Raw genomic sequence first — 15,990 nt, 5'->3', positions numbered from 1 at the left:
TCAGGGATAGGGGAATAGTAGTCAATAGCAGTATGGAATTATTCAATGGCAGGTGTCCTAGCAACCACTCAGGTAGGATCAAAGGAGAAGTATGGAGTGAGTTGACTTTCTAATGCATAAACGAGTTAATGCGCGGTTAGGTTGCTACTCACAATTGGGCATCTCTAAACCATAGTATGACTCTGATTTCTTTTCTTTTATCCAGAGGTGCTTAATTTTGTCATCTTTCATATAAAATTCCATCCCATTTTCCCAAGATTTCCAAACATCATCAGGAATGTAGCCCTTCTTTTTGAATAAATATTCCTCAGCACAAAGATTAAAATAATCAACTAAGTATGATTCATCCTCAGAGCAAAGTTCTTTTTTATTCTTAATTCTTACCAAGGATTCGTTCATTGCATCGTAACGGTTATTAAAATCCTTAAAAAGCTTATTGAATAGTTTAGTTTCTTGAAGCTTTTGCCTTTGGATAAGAAAAGATGAAGTTACAATTAAGCTTAGGATAGTTATAGTTACTTGCCATCTAAACTGATAACCAATAAAGTCTAAAACAAAAGCACATATAATTATAAGTGAGAATAAAATTGCTGAAATATAACCGAAGTAATTAAATAGAAATTTTTTCACTACCCTCAACTTTTATTTAGCCTATTCCCAAAATAGAATCGGATAATTTTCGGTAGTAACCCATATTTCATTCCAATTAAATTCTGGCATATTGTTTTTAGCTTCATTTCCTGACATTTCTGAAGTTGATAAACCTGTTACCCCACCAGAACTACCGCTACCAATACCATTATTTTGGTTTGTTGTTTCTGTGTTCCAATACGTTGATGATATATTCCCATTATTAATTCCAATTACACCACCAACATTTGTTGTGCCAGAAATACTACCAACTGAATATGAAGTACTCAACTCAGTGGCATTTTCACTTCTTCCAATTATTCCCCCAATATTTTCTGATCCAGAGACATCTGTAGTTGTATATGAGTTTCTAACTTCACCGTCACGATGCCATCCAAGCAAGCCACCTACTTTTTCATTGCCAGAAACTGAGCCTTTGGCATTTGACTTTAAAATAGTTCCTTGAGATTGTCCGACCAGCCCACCTACACTGTGACCATCACTTGATACTCTGACATCAGCTGAAGTTTGAATAATTTCACTTCCACTATTTTGACCAACAAGACCACCAGTATAAGTGCCCCCCGAAATATTTCCTGATATATGAGAGTTGCTAAATGTACTTTGAAAAATATAAGCGATGATTCCACCTACTACTCTGTCTCCATTTATATTTACATTCTCGAGAATAATATTTTTAATATCAGCATTTTTAACTTGCCCCATAAAACCTACTGCATCTTCATTAATACGGTCTATTGTTAAGTTACTAATCTTAAAGTTTTGGCCATTGAATGACCCAGTAAATGGCTTATCACTGTTGCCAATTGGATTAAATCCTTTACCGTTATTCCAACTTTCTGTTGCATTTGCATCAATATTATTGACTAGTTTGAAGTGCGCCTCAGGATATTGGTTAACAGCTTGCAATTGATTAAGAGTAGAAACTTTATTGGGATAAGTTTGGGTTCCATTTCCACCAGCAAATTTACTGTTTTCAAAAATAGCAGTTACTGACATAGAACTGTCTATTGATAAAGAAACAGGATTTTCTTGACCTGAATAATCGCCTTTCCATCTACTAAAACTCCAGCCATTTGGTGGATTCGCCGTAAGTTCAACAGACTTTTCATATTTATATTCTACCTGATTAGGATCAAGTGAAACATCTCCTTCACCAGAAGTGGAAATGTTTAAAGGATAACTCTTACGCTCAAAGACAGCAGAAATTTCCATTTTCTTATCCATTGTTATTTCCAATGGATTTTGGGCACCTGTTTCTGCTCCTTGCCATTCTAGAAATTGCCAATGATTGGAAGGGTCAGCAGTCAATTTTACAATAGTTCCATGATTATAATCCTTTGATTTTTCTTCTAATACTTCTTCATGAACTACACCTTGTCCATCCGTATTTATAGCTAGTTCATAACTTTTGATTTTAAAGTTGGCGGTAATAGAATAACTCTGATCTATAGTGATTGAGAGAGGATTAGTAGATGTACTATCAACATCTCCGCTCCAGTGTGTGAATAAATACTTTTCGTTTGCATCAGCACTCAGACTCAATTGTTTGCCTTCTTCAATTGAAGTATCAGCGGGAGTGGTGCTACCTGCATCTACGGGAGAAGTAGAAATATTAACATCATATATTTGTGTATCATTATTCGTACTACACGTAATAATTGACAAGCTTAACAAGCAAATGGAAATAAGTAGTAACTGTCTCATCAAATATTTACCAAACTTCAAATTAACACTCGGCCCAAAGGTAATTTCTGGTTAGTAGTAAAGCAACCTAACGACCTTGCGCATAAGCTGCAGGCGCCAACGTGTTGAAATTGTTTGCAAAGTGAAAGGTTAAATAATAAATAGCAGGCGGGCAAGAATCGGCGAGGCCTGTCCGCTTAATGCGCGGGTTAGGTATTTTTATTCATTTCTTTGAACTTCTCATAATAGTAACCTTCTTCTGGTTCGTTTCCTGTAGCTATATCATGAATCAATTGAAGCATTAATACTGAGCCTGGGATTACATCATCATTTTCGGTTGGTCTGGGACCAGAGTGGAATGGATTAGTTGGAATATCAATTTCGACGATCCACCATTTTTCAATTTTTGCAAAAAGCTCAATCAACTCTGTAAATAAGTTCGCATCAAATTCTTTGTCTATTTCAGCTAGAAATTTATTCAGATCATGTACAAGCTCATTTCTATGCTTTCTAATTTTATGATAAATATCTATATCTCCTTTTTCTATTGCTCCAAGCTCTGCAAACCAAAGTAATGATGCTTCTGTTAAATAATTAGATCTCGATTTGACCTCACTTTTATACTTTTCGCTTTCCTTTGGACCATCTTGATCGTATTCGTTAGCAAAAAAATTTAAAGGTAGTTCTTCAACTCTATCTTTAAATAGTTCAAAGGACGTAATAAAAAGAGAAATATAAATAAGGTTACTTTTTAGACTCTCTGGATTGAGAAACTTTTCCCAAGATTGTTTACTGCTTGACATTTTTTTAGAGATTGTAGGATACAAATAATAGTAGAAATATTACTCCGCTAATAAATAGCACTGATGTAATAAGAGGGAAATGAACTGCAAGAAATGATAATACGGAATTTAATTTCTTCTTAATTTTTTCACTCCATCTAATATCACCTAAAGCCTCTCTAATACTTTCTCTATTAATTTCTTCAAACGCCTCATCATAGCGCTCGGGCGGATCAGTATTAAACATATATTCTAACTTTTGGTGTTTATTTCTAAGAGAACTTTGAACGATCTTGAAAAAGAATAAACAAAGAACAGTAGCAGCGAGAAGTAGAATCCAAGAAGTCCAAAGAAGACCCTTAAGGGCAAGTCCTCCATCTTTTACAAAAAGTTGCATAAAAGTTACAGAAAGTACTAAACCACCAGCAGACAGGTTCATTAAACTTTTATTGAATGCTAAGTCAACTTGCAACTCAGAATTCAAATAGTGAATCTTTTTAGACTGGTACTCTTCATCCGAAACTTGTTCATCTAATTCTGTTTTTCCTTTTATCATCTCATTGATTGGTAGAATTTAAAAATACCTAACGACCTGGCGCATAAGGTGCGCACGGACAAATGTTGAGTTGATAAATAATGAACGAAAATTTAAAAAACCAAGAACGGCAAAGAATTGGCGAGGTGCGTCCCCTTAATGCGCGGGTTATACGGCATTTATACTTCGTTTTTATATTATATCACTTAGATGTACTACTTCTATACCCATCATTTCTTTGAGATATAAATCAAGAAATGCTTTATGAGAAGCCCCTATGGTAATCAAAACACGTCCGCCTGGGTCACGAGCAATTGCAGAACGAATATGAGCAGCAATTTTCAGGTTACGTTCTTCCCACAGAGCAAGCCGAGAGCGCAAGGGTACGTTAGAAGTTTCAAGAAAAATATTTCGCCATTGTTTTTCTTTGTCTTGGTCGTAATAAGCAGGTGAATTCATATACTTATATAAAGGAAGCCAGGTACTGTCTTCCATTCCTTGCTCCAAAAGATCTCCCTGCTTGACTAAATATGGAGCATTCTTTAATGCCTGCACAGTAGAATCATCTAATGCTTTGTCAAGTTGAGTGTCATTTTCCGAATAAAAGCTATCTTTATCCAAGTGATCATCGATTGGATATAATCGCTGTAGATTCAATTGATGAGCAAGCCGAAGTGAAATCGATACAGTTTCATCTGCGGAGTTGAGGATATTAGTGAGTCCCTTTACTGTAGTTTTGGGAATAATTGATTGATTCGATTGATTTTCTTCACTTAGATAAGACCATTGTAAGGCAGCGGTATGCAATCGGTAAGAAGCAATCAGATGATTGATCAATTCTAATCTTGTACTGTCTGCAATTTCTTTTGCACTTTGCACTTTCCCCAACAGGGAGTCGGCTACCATGTTCGCTTTTCGCCAAGAAATATCAAGAGCTTCTTGTGCTTGCGATCCATATCTGAGCTGCTCTTCTGCAAAGCTAATAAGCCATGAGTCATAAGGTCCGCCCCGTCGTTCCATTTCTGCAATCTGGACACCTGAAAGTACTTCCATGCCAATTATAGTGGGCGAATAGTCTTTTAAAACATTGATTAATGAGTCAAGAAGCGTTGGAGAAAAATCATCCTCATAATGGCTAATGTGATGCGTTGCTAAAACAAGGACTTTAGTTTTTTTAAAGTCGTCTTCTTTGGTCGATGATTTTCCTGAATATTGGGCAAGAGCGGAATCAGTTAATACTAAACTAAAAATTGATAATAGTATTAAAACGAAACGCATAGAATTTAAGAATTGGGTTTAAAAATTATAGTATCGATTTGTGTTAGGCTGATATAGGTATTAATGATGAATGCACGTATAACCTATAATTATATCAAGGTGCATATTTGATAATATATTATCTTACATACGATAATACTCTGAAAAATCCCATTTAAATCCAAATAACGTATTATCTGGTGATATTATCACACATAGCATTGCGATAATAGGTTGATATAATATTTTTTTGTAAGGATTGGTCTTTTTTTGGGTCTTACTAATAACATAAGGTTCAATAAGAGATCAAATATTATGTCAAAGCTTTCATTACTTGCCCGGCTAAGAACAGCAATCCGTCGCAGAAATTATAGCTACAAAACGGAACAGGCGTATGTTAACTGGGTCGTTCGTTATGTCAAATTTCATAATCTGAAACACCCCGGTAAAATGAATGAAGATGATCTGGTCAAGTATTTGAATTACCTGGCAGAAGAGCGACAGGTAGCCGGCTCAACCCAAAACCAGGCGCTCTGTGCAATTTTGTTCTTATATAAACACGTTCTGGATCAGCCTCTCGAAAAAATGATGGACTTTCAACGAGCGAAAACTCCTAAAAAACTGCCAGTAGTGTTAACTCCTGGAGAGGTGCGGTCTCTACTACAGAAAATGAAAGGGACATCCAAACTGATTGCCCGGCTGCTTTACGGTGCAGGTTTTCGCATATCTGAATGCCTTCGCCTAAGGGTATTGGATCTGGATTTTGAGTACAATCAAATTCAGGTACGTTCGGGCAAAGGGAATAAAGACCGGGTTACTATAATGCCCCAGATAACCAAAAGGAAACTAAAAGGACAGGTCAAAAAGGTAAAAATGCTTCATCAAAAAGATGTGCAAGACGGTTATGCCGAAACGTTGCTTCCAAAAGCCTTGTCACAAAAATATCCCAATGCAGCTAAAAAATTTAAATGGCAGTATCTTTTCCCTTCACCTCAGAGAGCAAAAGACCCACGTTCGGGATTGGTACATCGACATCATATTTCCGATACAACCATACAACGAAAGGTCAAGAAGGGGGTAGAAAAAAGCGATATCAATAAGCATGCAACATGCCATACCTTACGACACAGCTTCGCCACGCACTTATTGGAAGCTGGATACGATATCCGAACCGTTCAGGAACTGCTGGGACACAAAAATGTTAAAACAACAATGATTTACACACACGTTATAAAAAACAAGGGGAGTGTTATTAAAAGTCCGGCGGATGTTTTACACAAATAAGCTTTCGTGTTATAGTGGTCCGAATAATCAGGAATGGGAAAGCGATACTCAAGAGGTCAACAAAAAAGCTTCGCGATAGGCAAACAATCTCCCGATCAGAGCCTCTAAAAGGAGATCGCTTCTCCGCTGGCGGATCGCGTTGACAGCTCGTTAAGGAGAAATTTTTACAAAATTCCCTCCTAACTGGGTAAAGTGATCTTAGTGAACCTTTTCCAACAGTTCATCCGGCACGTCAATATCCATGCGGAGCAGGGTATAGGCATGGGTTTTTCCCTGGGCGTCTATCTTCAGTGAAACGGTACCCCCGCCGGCCAGGCTTTCGTGGAGCACAAAGTTAAGGGCCCCGATATTGGGCAGCTCATACCGCTCAACCTCTCCTTTGCAGATATGCTTCATCTGTTCTTTAACGACTTCTGCGGTAAGTTTCTCTTTCAAAAAAGGATAGATATCCGGGTGCCGGGCGATAATCCCCACATTGCTGCCGTCCCCTTTGTCTCCGCTTCGTCCATGCGCTATGTCGATGAGCTTAACTTTTGGCATATCTTTTTGGTGTCTCCGTTTTTTGATCTGTTGAATGCAAGATAGACCGAAGCAGCAATGACTGCAAACAAAAAAATGGCGCTCTCGGAAACTTTTTCACTTTTAGCTCCGTTATACCATCTCACAAATACTTCAATATTAAACTAATATTATTTTTATGAGTTATTTAGACAAAATTAGCGACATTTACGACCACATTGCGCAGGGAACAGCCTTGGATGCCTTCGAAGAATATTATGCGGAAAATGTAGTGATGATTCTTGAAGACGGTACCGAAGTGGAGGGGAAAGACACCAATCGCGAACGCGAAAATGAATTCTTTGACAGTGTTGAAGCCTTCCACGGCATCGATATTACCGCTATCACTTCAAATGAAGAAGAGGGAACCACGGCTGTTGAAAGCGCAATGGAGGTAACCTTTAAAGGCGGCGATCGCGTTACACTCGAACAAGTAGCCGTTCAGGAATGGGATGGAGACAAAATCATTCGTGAACGTTTCTATGCCACCCAAAACAGCTAAAATTACTTTATCTTTTTGTTAGAATAGCCCTCCTTCCACTGGAGGGCTATTTTTTTCTCCCCGGGTATATTTTTCCTTTATATTCCTTTTTTCCAATTCGGTTGGGTTTATTATTTACCATTGATAACTGAGAAAGTTATATTCACACACACTGATTAACAGGCTATTTTTTAATAATCACACAATTGCGCCTGGTACTCAACCTATACATACTTTAATAAATATTTATCCATACCAATGAATAAGCCGAAGCGAGTTGTAGTCACAGGATTAGGGGCCTTATCGCCCATAGGAAATAACGTAGACGACTTTTGGGATAATCTAATTAACGGGGTAAGCGGGGCCGGTCGTATTACACATTTCGATCCCTCTCAATTTCGAACACACTTTGCCTGCGAGCTCAAAGACTATGATGTTACCGAACACCTGGAGCACAATATGATCCGCCGCTCCGATCCCTACAGCCAATACGCACTGGTTTCCACCGAGCAGGCGGTACAGGATTCGGGCCTCGATTTCGACAAGATGGATCCCTTCGATACCGGCGTCATCTGGGGGAGCGGACAAGGGGGTATGTATACCTTTGAGGAGGAAGTTAAAAACTATGCTGATAATGACTATACCCCGCGATTCAATCCATTTTTTGTCCCCAAGCTGATTATTAATATGGCACCGGGACTTATTTCCATGAAATATGGACTTATGGGAATCAATTATGCCACAGTTTCGGCCTGTGCCACATCTAACACGGCCATTATGGATGCGCTCAACTATATTCGGTGGGGCAAGGCCAAAGTAATGATTACCGGTGGATCCGAAGCGGGTATTACGGAGGCTTCTTTTGGAGGATTTTCGGCCATGCGGGCCTTATCGCAGCGCAATGACGATCCCAAGACTGCTTCACGTCCTTTTGATAAAGACCGCGACGGCTTTGTGATGGGAGAGGGAGCGGCCACGCTTGTACTGGAAGAATATGAACATGCTAAAGAACGGGGCGCCCATATTTACGGCGAAGTTACCGGGGCATCCATGACGGCCGATGCCTATCACATGACAGCCACGCATCCGGAAGGAAAAGGAGCTACAAAGGCAATGAACCAGGCACTTAATGACAGCGAACTCAATGCCGAAGAAGTGGATTATCTCAATGCCCACGCCACTTCTACACCAGTGGGCGACATCAGTGAAATGAAGGCTACCGTTAATGTTTTCGGTGACAAGCCCGATCATCTTACGATTGGAGCTACCAAATCTATGATGGGTCACCTGCTGGGTGCCGCCGGAGCGATTGAAGCCATTGCCTGTATTAAGGCTATTAATGAAAATATTATCCCCCCGACCATCAATACGGAAACCATTGATGAAAAAATACCATCATCGCTGGATATTGTACTTGGCGATGCCCGGGAAAAGGAAGTGGATGTAGCCATGAGCAACACTTTTGGCTTCGGGGGACATAACGGCATTGTGGTGTTTAAGGGAGTCTGACTGAGCGATGGATAGCGATAAAAATAAACTAAAAATTGTTTACTGCACGCGATGCCGGTGGCTTTTCCGGGCCAGCTGGTTGGCGCAAGAGTTGCTTACTACTTTCGAAGAAGACCTGGATGAAGTGGCTTTAAGTCCCGGCAGCGGCGGTACTTTTGATATCACGCTTAATGGAAAAGTCCTTTTTTCCAGGGCAAAAGAGGGGCGCTTTCCCGAATCAAAAGAACTTAAGCAGTTGGTCCGCGACCAAATTGCTCCCAATCGCGATTTGGGACATAGCGATCGGTAAATATTCCTAACCTTACCGGTTAAAAGTAAATTCAATGCTAATCACTTGTAAGTAAGTACATTAGCCTAGTTTTTCCGCTCACTTCCATAGCCCTTTATTTTACGTGACCGCTCATTTGTATCCTTATCCCGTGCTGCCTCAAAGAATTCCAGCAGAGAAGGAATCAATACATCTATATTGACTTCAGAAACGGGATGTCCGGTCTTGGGTAATACTGCCAACTCCGAATAATCCATCTTTTTATACACTTCTACTGTATTTTCTATTCGGGCCGTATTATCCCGATCGCCTACATGAAAACGAACGCTGCTTTTTATCTTCTTCCAATCTTCTTTTCTAATTTGTGGATGCATCCCCAAATACTCTAGCATATCTCTTGTTCTGTCTACTACGCGCTCCCAGCCAGACAAATGCCGTTCTTTTAACTTTTCAGCAAAATGAGGTACTTTCTCTTTTATTTTTTCGGGGTGTAGATAATGACATTCCTGTTCTGCTATTTCCGGATTCCATTGAAGAATAGTTCCAAGAGTAGCTATTTTGTGGATACTTTCGGGATATTTATTAGCTAATGCCAAGGCGACATATCCCCCCATGCTGTACCCAAATATATTTGCTTTTTTAATTCCGTGTTCATCCATATATCCCAGTACATTTTCTACAAAATACTCAATGCGGAAAGGACCACCCGTAGGCCCCGCTTCTCCATGCCCTTCAAAATCCAGCCGATACAGGTCAAAATAGTCATCTAAGTGGTAAGCAAAGGGATCCAATTGATTCTTATTTCCAAGAGCACCGTGTAGTAATAGAAGCGATTTCATATTTGACTACCTATGTATTGTTAACTATTAAAGGTATTAAAAGCTAATCATTAAATTTTAATGCTCTTTATTGAAAATCGGATATTTCTATTTTTTCATGAAGAGAGTCGGATGGGTGCATATTTAATGATTAATTAAAAGAGATCATAATCGATCATTGCAGCTCATTTTTAAATCATACCTTCTTTATAAATTAATAGTTATATTAAAATTAATTAATGTTTATTGATAGTCATCTGCTGCTCTAATTTTTTTTGTTAGTATTTCCAATATATGGAAACCAACAACTCTGATGATACTGATAGCTCCATAGCCGATTGTATTAAGTCTGCTGATTGGACTGATCATCCTTTAGGCCCCTCTGATAAGTGGCCGGACAATTTACAGGCAACCATAAGTATCATGTCAAATTCGACATTGCCCATGGTGCTTTTTTGGGGATCCAACCACTTCTGCTTCTTCAATAAAGCATATAGACCTTTTCTTAATACTAGTAGTAACTATCTGAATGATTTAGGAAAAAAAGGAGAACACCTATGGTCCGAATCCTGGGAAGCTATGAAAGACAAGTTAGATCAGGTTTTCAATAACAATAAGACTGTTTGGAGTGAAAAGGTTAACAACAATATTGTTAACAAATATGAATATAGCCCGGTAAAAGATCCGGTTGGCGGTGTTGGGGGAGTTTTAGTTATATGCCAGGTAGATATGGAGATTCTTTCTAAAAAACCGGGATTAGAGTACCCTTTTCAGAAAGAAAATCACATCTTGGAAAGTATCACTGATGGTTTTTTTGAAATCCAGGAAGATTGGACCGTTATACAATGGAATAGGGAAGCTGAAATACAGTTAAAAATGACCCGGGAAGAAATTGTAGGCAAAAACCTGTGGGAGGTCTTTCCGGCTGATAAGGCCCAAAAATCTTATGTTGAATACAAAAAAGCATTAGAAACAAAACGTCCCTCATCATTTGAGGAATATTTTGAGCCACTGGGAAAATGGTTTAGCGTTAATGTACATCCATCAACAGAAGGCATAACTGTTTATTTTCAAAACATTACGGAACAACGCAGGCTGCAACTCATAAATGAGCGAACGGAACAAATTTCGGGGGTTGCCGGATGGGAGTATGATGTATCAACGGAGAAGGTATTTATGACTCCTAAAGCATTTGAAATTTATGAATTGCCAAAAAGAAAATTTTTAAGTCCCCATATAAACCAAAAGCTTTATGATGAAGAATCTCTTGACAAAATTAACAAAGCGCTGGAACGGGCAATAAAACACAAAGAATCCTACAGTATTGAACTTAACTTAACTCGAAAAGAGGGAGAAAAGCGAATTATACAAGTCAATGGCTTTCCTCTAGCTAAAGAAGGTAAGGTTACCAAAGTATATGGCACTTTGGAAGATATTACCCAAGAGAAAGAAGCCCAGGAAGAATTGGAAAAAGCATATACTAAGTTAAAAACAGCCCAACAGATAGCTAAATTAGGTTATTGGACCCATAATATCATTGAGGATAAATCAGATTGGTCCGAAAACGTTTATAATATTTGGGAACGAGATCCCAATAATTTTTTTCCTAATTTTGAAAATCTATTAAAGACAATCCATCCAGAAGATAGAGAAATTTTTATGGGTGATGCTGCAGAGCCTTTTCCCGATAAAAATTTCTATGATTCTGAACACCGCATCATTACCCCGGATGGCAAAGTAAAATGGATAATGGAGCGTATAACACTACACCGGGATGAAGAGGGGAATCCAAAAATGCTGGAAGGTATTGCTCAGGATATAACGCAACAAAAAAAGCAGGAGGAAAAAATAAAGGAGGCATTAAAAGAGAAAGAAACCCTTTTAGCGGAAATACATCATCGGGTTAAAAACAACCTGGCCGTTGTATCGGGTATGATGCAGCTTCAGGCCTTTGATGAAGAAAATGAGGAGTTAAGAGCGAAGCTTCTGGACAGTGTCATACGCATCGGCTCAATGGCAACTATTCATGAACAACTGTATCAATCCAACAGTTTCTCAAAGCTGGAATTTTCACAAAATATAAAGACGCTGGTTGAAAAAATATTAAATACAATGCCGGTACAGGCAGATATTTCCCTTGACCTTAATTTGAGTTCCATCCAACTAAATGTTAACCAGGCCATTCCCTGTTCTCTCGTTGTCAATGAAGTGGTTACCAACATCATAAAACACGCCTTTAAAGAAAGAAAAAAGGGGAAAATAATGATCGATCTGGCGGAAGTTGATGAACAGTTAAAATTGGTTATAAAGGATGATGGAGTAGGATTTCCGGAAAACCTTGATATCTCCGAAACCAATACATTAGGATACCGTCTCATAAATACGCTTGCCAAACAATTAGACGCTACCTTTAGCTACCGCCCATCTCCGGAAAAAGAAAAGGGTACGATTTTTTATCTCCAATTTGAAAAATCTGAGATAAAAGGGATAGGAAGCGCTTATATCTAAAAGCAATCTATTTCTTTACTCCTTTTTTCCCCAGTCTCTATTTTTCCTTTTTCTATTCACTCCAGGGTGGTACTACACCATTCATCCGGGCATAAGCGATTGACTGTCCCACATGCTCACTCTTATGGGTGATGAGCTGCATTAGAACGGCTTGACCATTAACGGTTCTTCCGTATAATTCAGTCTCCTGCTTTAACTTTGATTCATCCATTTTTCTTACTATTTCCTTTACATATTCTATGGAGCGCTCTAAAATAGCTACCACCTCCTCTTTACCAGTAATCGACTCTATATTCTCAACATCTATATCTTCCGGGGCCGGAATACCCAGCGAATTCTCCGGATAGTAAAAGTTATACCGTGCAATATGAGTATAAACTTCCTCCACAGAACTTACTCCCTCCTCGGGTCGCCAGGAGTATTTTTCGGCCGGCATGGCTTTGGCCAGGGAAAGAACCCGGGAAGCATAATCAAAATGTTGACTGAACTGTTGTTTAAAGCTATTACTATTATCTCCTTCCTGACCCTGTACCGGTTTTATTCCTAAAGCTACCACTATTAAAGCGGACAGGGCGATCGTTGCTAATTTCTTCATAACCTTTTTTTAAAAAATTGACTGTATGTTAATTAAGCTTCCTTCTCAAAAAGTAAGGTGAGAAGCCTTGGTATTTTTTCATCTTTTCTTTGTTTTTCTCCTATTTCGCACAACATAAAACCCGCAGTTAATGCCTCATTTATATACTCCGATACCGGATGTATAAATGCATCTACCAAGATCTCTTCTCCGGTTTTCTGGCTCACAAACTTAGCCTGCGATTGCTGTAACTGCTTGTATGGATGCAATTCAGCTACATAAAGTTTCCCTCCGGGCTGCAGGATTCGAAAAGCCTCCCTAAAAACATGGGATAAATCCTTTATATGTTCCAACACAAGGTTCCCCACAACAAGATCAAGAGTTGTATCTTCTAGTTGCCAGGGTTTCGCAATATCTGCGTTTATAAATGTTACATTACTTTCTTCTAAACGCATCCGAGCTTTGGCAAGCATTTCTTCTGATATATCGATCCCAATACCTTTTTATTCACCAAATCCAGCTGTTGTTGACGAATACAGCGGTAATTCAGATCACGCGTTTTATTTTCATTGGTATCGTAAATTTCAGCCCACTCGTCATATGCATTTTGTATTTTATTCGTTGGGACAGACATACTCTCAAACTATGCTATTTTTCCGATCTCTATAACTTCTTCGTCCATCTCTGAAGCTATCTCTTTTACCTTCTCCACAGATTTTTCATCTACTACTGCTATAAGCCCAATCCCCAGGTTAAAAGTCGCCCGCATATCATCTTCGGGTACATTTCCCAGGTCTTTGATAAGTTTAAAAATGGGGGGGCGTTCCCATCCTTTCCAATCTAACTGAATAGTTAGTTTATCCGGTACTATCCGTTTTGTGTTTCCCATAATTCCCCCACCGGTTATATGGGAGAATCCATTTACTCCATTTTCATTCCTTAGTGATCTTATAACAGGCAGATAGGATTTGTGAACTGCCAGCATTGCCTCCCCGACTGTGGCCCCCAGTTCATCTACGTGATTGCTTACATCATATTCTGAGAAGAGTACCTTTCGAGCCAGGGAGTAACCGTTGGTATGCAGACCCGTACTGGGAAAACCCAACAGTACATTACCTGATTCTATCTGCTTTCCGTCAATTATTTTCTCCCGATCAACCATTCCCACAATGGTACCGGCCAGATCAAATTCTCCTTCGCTGTAGATATCGGGCATTTCGGCCGTTTCCCCGCCAATAAGGGCCACTCCATTTTCTTTACAGGCGACAGAAAAGCCTTTTACTACCTGGTAACCGACTTCCTGCTTTAGCTTTCCGGTCGAAAAATAGTCCAGAAAGAATAGGGGATCAGCACCACAGACAGCTATATCATTTATGCAATGATTTACAAGATCCTGACCTACGGTATGGTACTTTTCAGTTTTAAAAGCGACAATAAGCTTGGTGCCCACCCCATCTACACTGCTTACAAAAACAGGATCCTCATAGTCTTGCAAGTCGGGTCGAAAGAATCCACCAAATCCACCAATATTGCTCAATACAGCATTGCTGTGGGTTTCTTTGACCATTCCTTTGATTGATTCGACCATTTCTTCCCCGGCTTCAATATCAACGCCGGCGTCTTTGTAGGTAAATTTCTTTTTAGACATCAGTTCCAGTCTTTTTTCTCTTTGAGATTAACGATGTGAGCCAAATGGTGTTTGCCGTGCCAGGCATATTGACCAATCATGCTTTTTAAGACCAACGTCCCCGACTCCGGGTGAATAAGTTCACGGTTAAGTTGATCTTCATCCAGTGATTTTAATAATACGACCCAACGTTTATGCAATGACTCAATCAGCTGAAGGGAAACAGCTACCGGCATCGAAGTATCCGGTAAATTAGCCCATTCATCCTGCAAATAGGGTTTAATCGAAGGACGATCTTCCGTCAGTGCCAATTTGAACCGGGTATAGGAGTTAATATGACTGTCGGCTATGTGATGTACCAGCTGTCGTACGGTCCATCCGTCTTCTCGATAGGCCGTATCGAGCTGCTCATCGGTAAGATACGAAACTTCTGATCGTAATTTTACAGGGAGCTCCTGAATATCATCAATCCACTTTGCGACATCTCGCGTACTGATGGTTTTCTTTGCCTGGTACGACCCGATAGGATACCTGCTTTTATCCATTTATTTACTTGAGAAGACTAAGTGGTTTTGATTTAACTGATATGAATATAGCCAACTTGGATCTCCTTTTTAAGAAATATTTCTCCACATTATCCACCGGAAAACATTAATAGTATTAGATAATAAATATTTGTAGTACATAGTAGGTGCTGTGGAAAAGTGGAAAACTTTTTGGTACACATTAATTTACGAGGCTATTATCAATTGTGGATAATTTTGTGGATAATTAGCCCATAAAAAACAAGGACTTAGCGGGATTAAAATCTGGTTATCCACAATCCACAACGATTTGAATGTCAAGAAAAAAATGTTTTATACAGTACTTTTTAACTGTATAACTTGTGGATAATGAATATTGAATGTTAATGGATGTGGAGAATTTTTATTGGTTTTAATTGTTTTATTTTGAGAAGAAGTTATGCACATACTTTTCCACATAGTTATAAACATGATTGAATATGAAAATTGTTCTCCAGCGGGTATCGGAAGCGAGTGTTTGGGTAAATAATGAGCAAATTGGATCCATAAAAGACGGCTTAATGCTATTGGTTGGGATACACGAAGAAGATACTGAGCAGCAGATGAAGTGGTTATCTGATAAAATTTTAAAGCTGAGAGTGTTTGATGATGCGGAAGGAAAAATGAATTTATCGGTACAGGATATTGAGGGAGAAATATTGATTGTACCTCAATTTACGCTGTATGGTGATTATGAGCAGGGTAACCGGCCCAGTTATTTTGAGGCGGCGGGACCGGATAAAGCAAAGAAATTATATGATAAAATGGTCCGTTATATAAATAATAATTGTGATCTGAATATAGAAACCGGAGAATTTGGGGCCTATATGGATGTACAATTACATAATGATGGTCCCGTAACTCTGGTTTTGGAAAGATAGTAAGAGTA

At 39.1% G+C, this 15,990-nt stretch carries 18 protein-coding genes; 6 read left to right on the top strand and 12 right to left on the bottom strand.

The genetic code is table 11. The features are described 5' to 3' along the window. Window positions 1-144: 144 nt before the first annotated feature. From ABEB05_RS16285 to ABEB05_RS16265, 5 genes are all read right to left on the bottom strand, one after another. The gene (locus ABEB05_RS16285) at window positions 145-630 is read right to left on the bottom strand and encodes a hypothetical protein (protein WP_265791442.1); all 486 of its coding nucleotides are present in this window, start codon (window positions 628-630) and stop codon (window positions 145-147) included. A 21-nt stretch (window positions 631-651) separates the two neighbouring features. Next, a complete protein-coding gene (locus tag ABEB05_RS16280; RefSeq protein ID WP_345694316.1) occupies window positions 652-2,319 on the bottom strand; it encodes an InlB B-repeat-containing protein in 1,668 nt (555 codons plus the stop codon). Between the two features lie 227 nt (window positions 2,320-2,546). Further along, entirely contained in the window at window positions 2,547-3,140 is a 594-nt protein-coding gene (locus ABEB05_RS16275) for a hypothetical protein (protein WP_265791446.1), read from the bottom strand. A gap of 4 nt (window positions 3,141-3,144) precedes the next feature. After that, window positions 3,145-3,675, bottom strand: coding sequence for a hypothetical protein (locus ABEB05_RS16270; protein ID WP_265791448.1), 531 nt, complete (start codon window positions 3,673-3,675; stop codon window positions 3,145-3,147). A gap of 171 nt (window positions 3,676-3,846) precedes the next feature. After that, window positions 3,847-4,932 (bottom strand): DUF5694 domain-containing protein, encoded by a 1,086-nt coding sequence (locus ABEB05_RS16265; RefSeq protein ID WP_265791450.1) that lies wholly within the window; start codon window positions 4,930-4,932, stop codon window positions 3,847-3,849. A 294-nt stretch (window positions 4,933-5,226) separates the two neighbouring features. Here ABEB05_RS16265 and ABEB05_RS16260 point away from each other — a divergent pair, with 294 nt between their 5' ends. Beyond that, entirely contained in the window at window positions 5,227-6,195 is a 969-nt protein-coding gene (locus tag ABEB05_RS16260) for an integron integrase (protein ID WP_265791452.1), read from the top strand. Window positions 6,196-6,393: 198 nt separating this feature from the next. Here the strand turns inward: ABEB05_RS16260 and ABEB05_RS16255 are convergent, their stop codons facing one another. Continuing rightward, window positions 6,394-6,735 carry an AtuA-related protein gene (locus tag ABEB05_RS16255; protein WP_265791454.1) on the bottom strand — a complete coding sequence of 114 codons (342 nt, stop codon included), beginning with the start codon at window positions 6,733-6,735 and terminating at the stop codon, window positions 6,394-6,396. Window positions 6,736-6,892: 157 nt separating this feature from the next. On the opposite strand from ABEB05_RS16255, the gene ABEB05_RS16250 reads away from it, so the two are divergent. The 3 genes from ABEB05_RS16250 (at window position 6,893) to ABEB05_RS16240 (ending at window position 9,032) form a co-directional block, all read left to right on the top strand. Further along, a complete protein-coding gene (locus tag ABEB05_RS16250) occupies window positions 6,893-7,255 on the top strand; it encodes a nuclear transport factor 2 family protein (protein ID WP_265791456.1) in 363 nt (120 codons plus the stop codon). Window positions 7,256-7,492: 237 nt separating this feature from the next. After that, on the top strand, window positions 7,493-8,743 hold the full coding sequence (fabF, locus tag ABEB05_RS16245; protein ID WP_265791458.1) for a beta-ketoacyl-ACP synthase II: 1,251 nt from the start codon (window positions 7,493-7,495) through the stop codon (window positions 8,741-8,743). 7 nt (window positions 8,744-8,750) lie between these two features. Beyond that, window positions 8,751-9,032, top strand: coding sequence for an Rdx family protein (locus ABEB05_RS16240; RefSeq protein ID WP_265791460.1), 282 nt, complete (start codon window positions 8,751-8,753; stop codon window positions 9,030-9,032). A gap of 65 nt (window positions 9,033-9,097) precedes the next feature. Here the strand turns inward: ABEB05_RS16240 and ABEB05_RS16235 are convergent, their stop codons facing one another. Beyond that, entirely contained in the window at window positions 9,098-9,850 is a 753-nt protein-coding gene (locus ABEB05_RS16235) for an alpha/beta fold hydrolase (protein ID WP_265791462.1), read from the bottom strand. Window positions 9,851-10,123: 273 nt separating this feature from the next. Here ABEB05_RS16235 and ABEB05_RS16230 point away from each other — a divergent pair, with 273 nt between their 5' ends. Beyond that, window positions 10,124-12,337, top strand: a complete 2,214-nt coding sequence (locus ABEB05_RS16230; RefSeq protein ID WP_265791463.1) for a PAS domain S-box protein — start codon at window positions 10,124-10,126, stop codon at window positions 12,335-12,337. Between the two features lie 52 nt (window positions 12,338-12,389). On the opposite strand, the gene ABEB05_RS16225 is transcribed toward ABEB05_RS16230, so the two are convergent. From ABEB05_RS16225 to ABEB05_RS16205, 5 genes are read right to left on the bottom strand one after another with little or no spacing between them, the layout of a single operon-like run. After that, on the bottom strand, window positions 12,390-12,932 hold the full coding sequence (locus ABEB05_RS16225; protein WP_265791465.1) for a DinB family protein: 543 nt from the start codon (window positions 12,930-12,932) through the stop codon (window positions 12,390-12,392). Between the two features lie 32 nt (window positions 12,933-12,964). Then, window positions 12,965-13,366 (bottom strand): methyltransferase domain-containing protein, encoded by a 402-nt coding sequence (locus tag ABEB05_RS16220; RefSeq protein WP_265791467.1) that lies wholly within the window; start codon window positions 13,364-13,366, stop codon window positions 12,965-12,967. Then, window positions 13,357-13,545, bottom strand: a complete 189-nt coding sequence (locus ABEB05_RS16215; RefSeq protein WP_265791468.1) for a hypothetical protein — start codon at window positions 13,543-13,545, stop codon at window positions 13,357-13,359. The genes ABEB05_RS16220 and ABEB05_RS16215 overlap by 10 nt, the downstream gene beginning before the upstream one ends. 9 nt (window positions 13,546-13,554) lie before the next feature. Next, the gene (purM, locus tag ABEB05_RS16210) at window positions 13,555-14,559 is read right to left on the bottom strand and encodes a phosphoribosylformylglycinamidine cyclo-ligase (RefSeq protein WP_265791470.1); all 1,005 of its coding nucleotides are present in this window, start codon (window positions 14,557-14,559) and stop codon (window positions 13,555-13,557) included. Then, a complete protein-coding gene (locus ABEB05_RS16205; RefSeq protein ID WP_265791472.1) occupies window positions 14,559-15,083 on the bottom strand; it encodes a YfiT family bacillithiol transferase in 525 nt (174 codons plus the stop codon). Before ABEB05_RS16205 ends, purM begins: the two co-directional genes overlap by 1 nt. A 458-nt stretch (window positions 15,084-15,541) precedes the next feature. On the opposite strand from ABEB05_RS16205, the gene dtd reads away from it, so the two are divergent. Further along, a complete protein-coding gene (dtd, locus tag ABEB05_RS16200; protein ID WP_265791474.1) occupies window positions 15,542-15,982 on the top strand; it encodes a D-aminoacyl-tRNA deacylase in 441 nt (146 codons plus the stop codon). Window positions 15,983-15,990: the final 8 nt, after the last annotated feature.

Source organism: Fodinibius salicampi, assembly GCF_039545095.1.
Taxonomy (GTDB): domain Bacteria; phylum Bacteroidota; class Rhodothermia; order Balneolales; family Balneolaceae; genus Fodinibius; species Fodinibius salicampi.
This window is presented reverse-complemented; position numbering and strand designations above follow the sequence as displayed.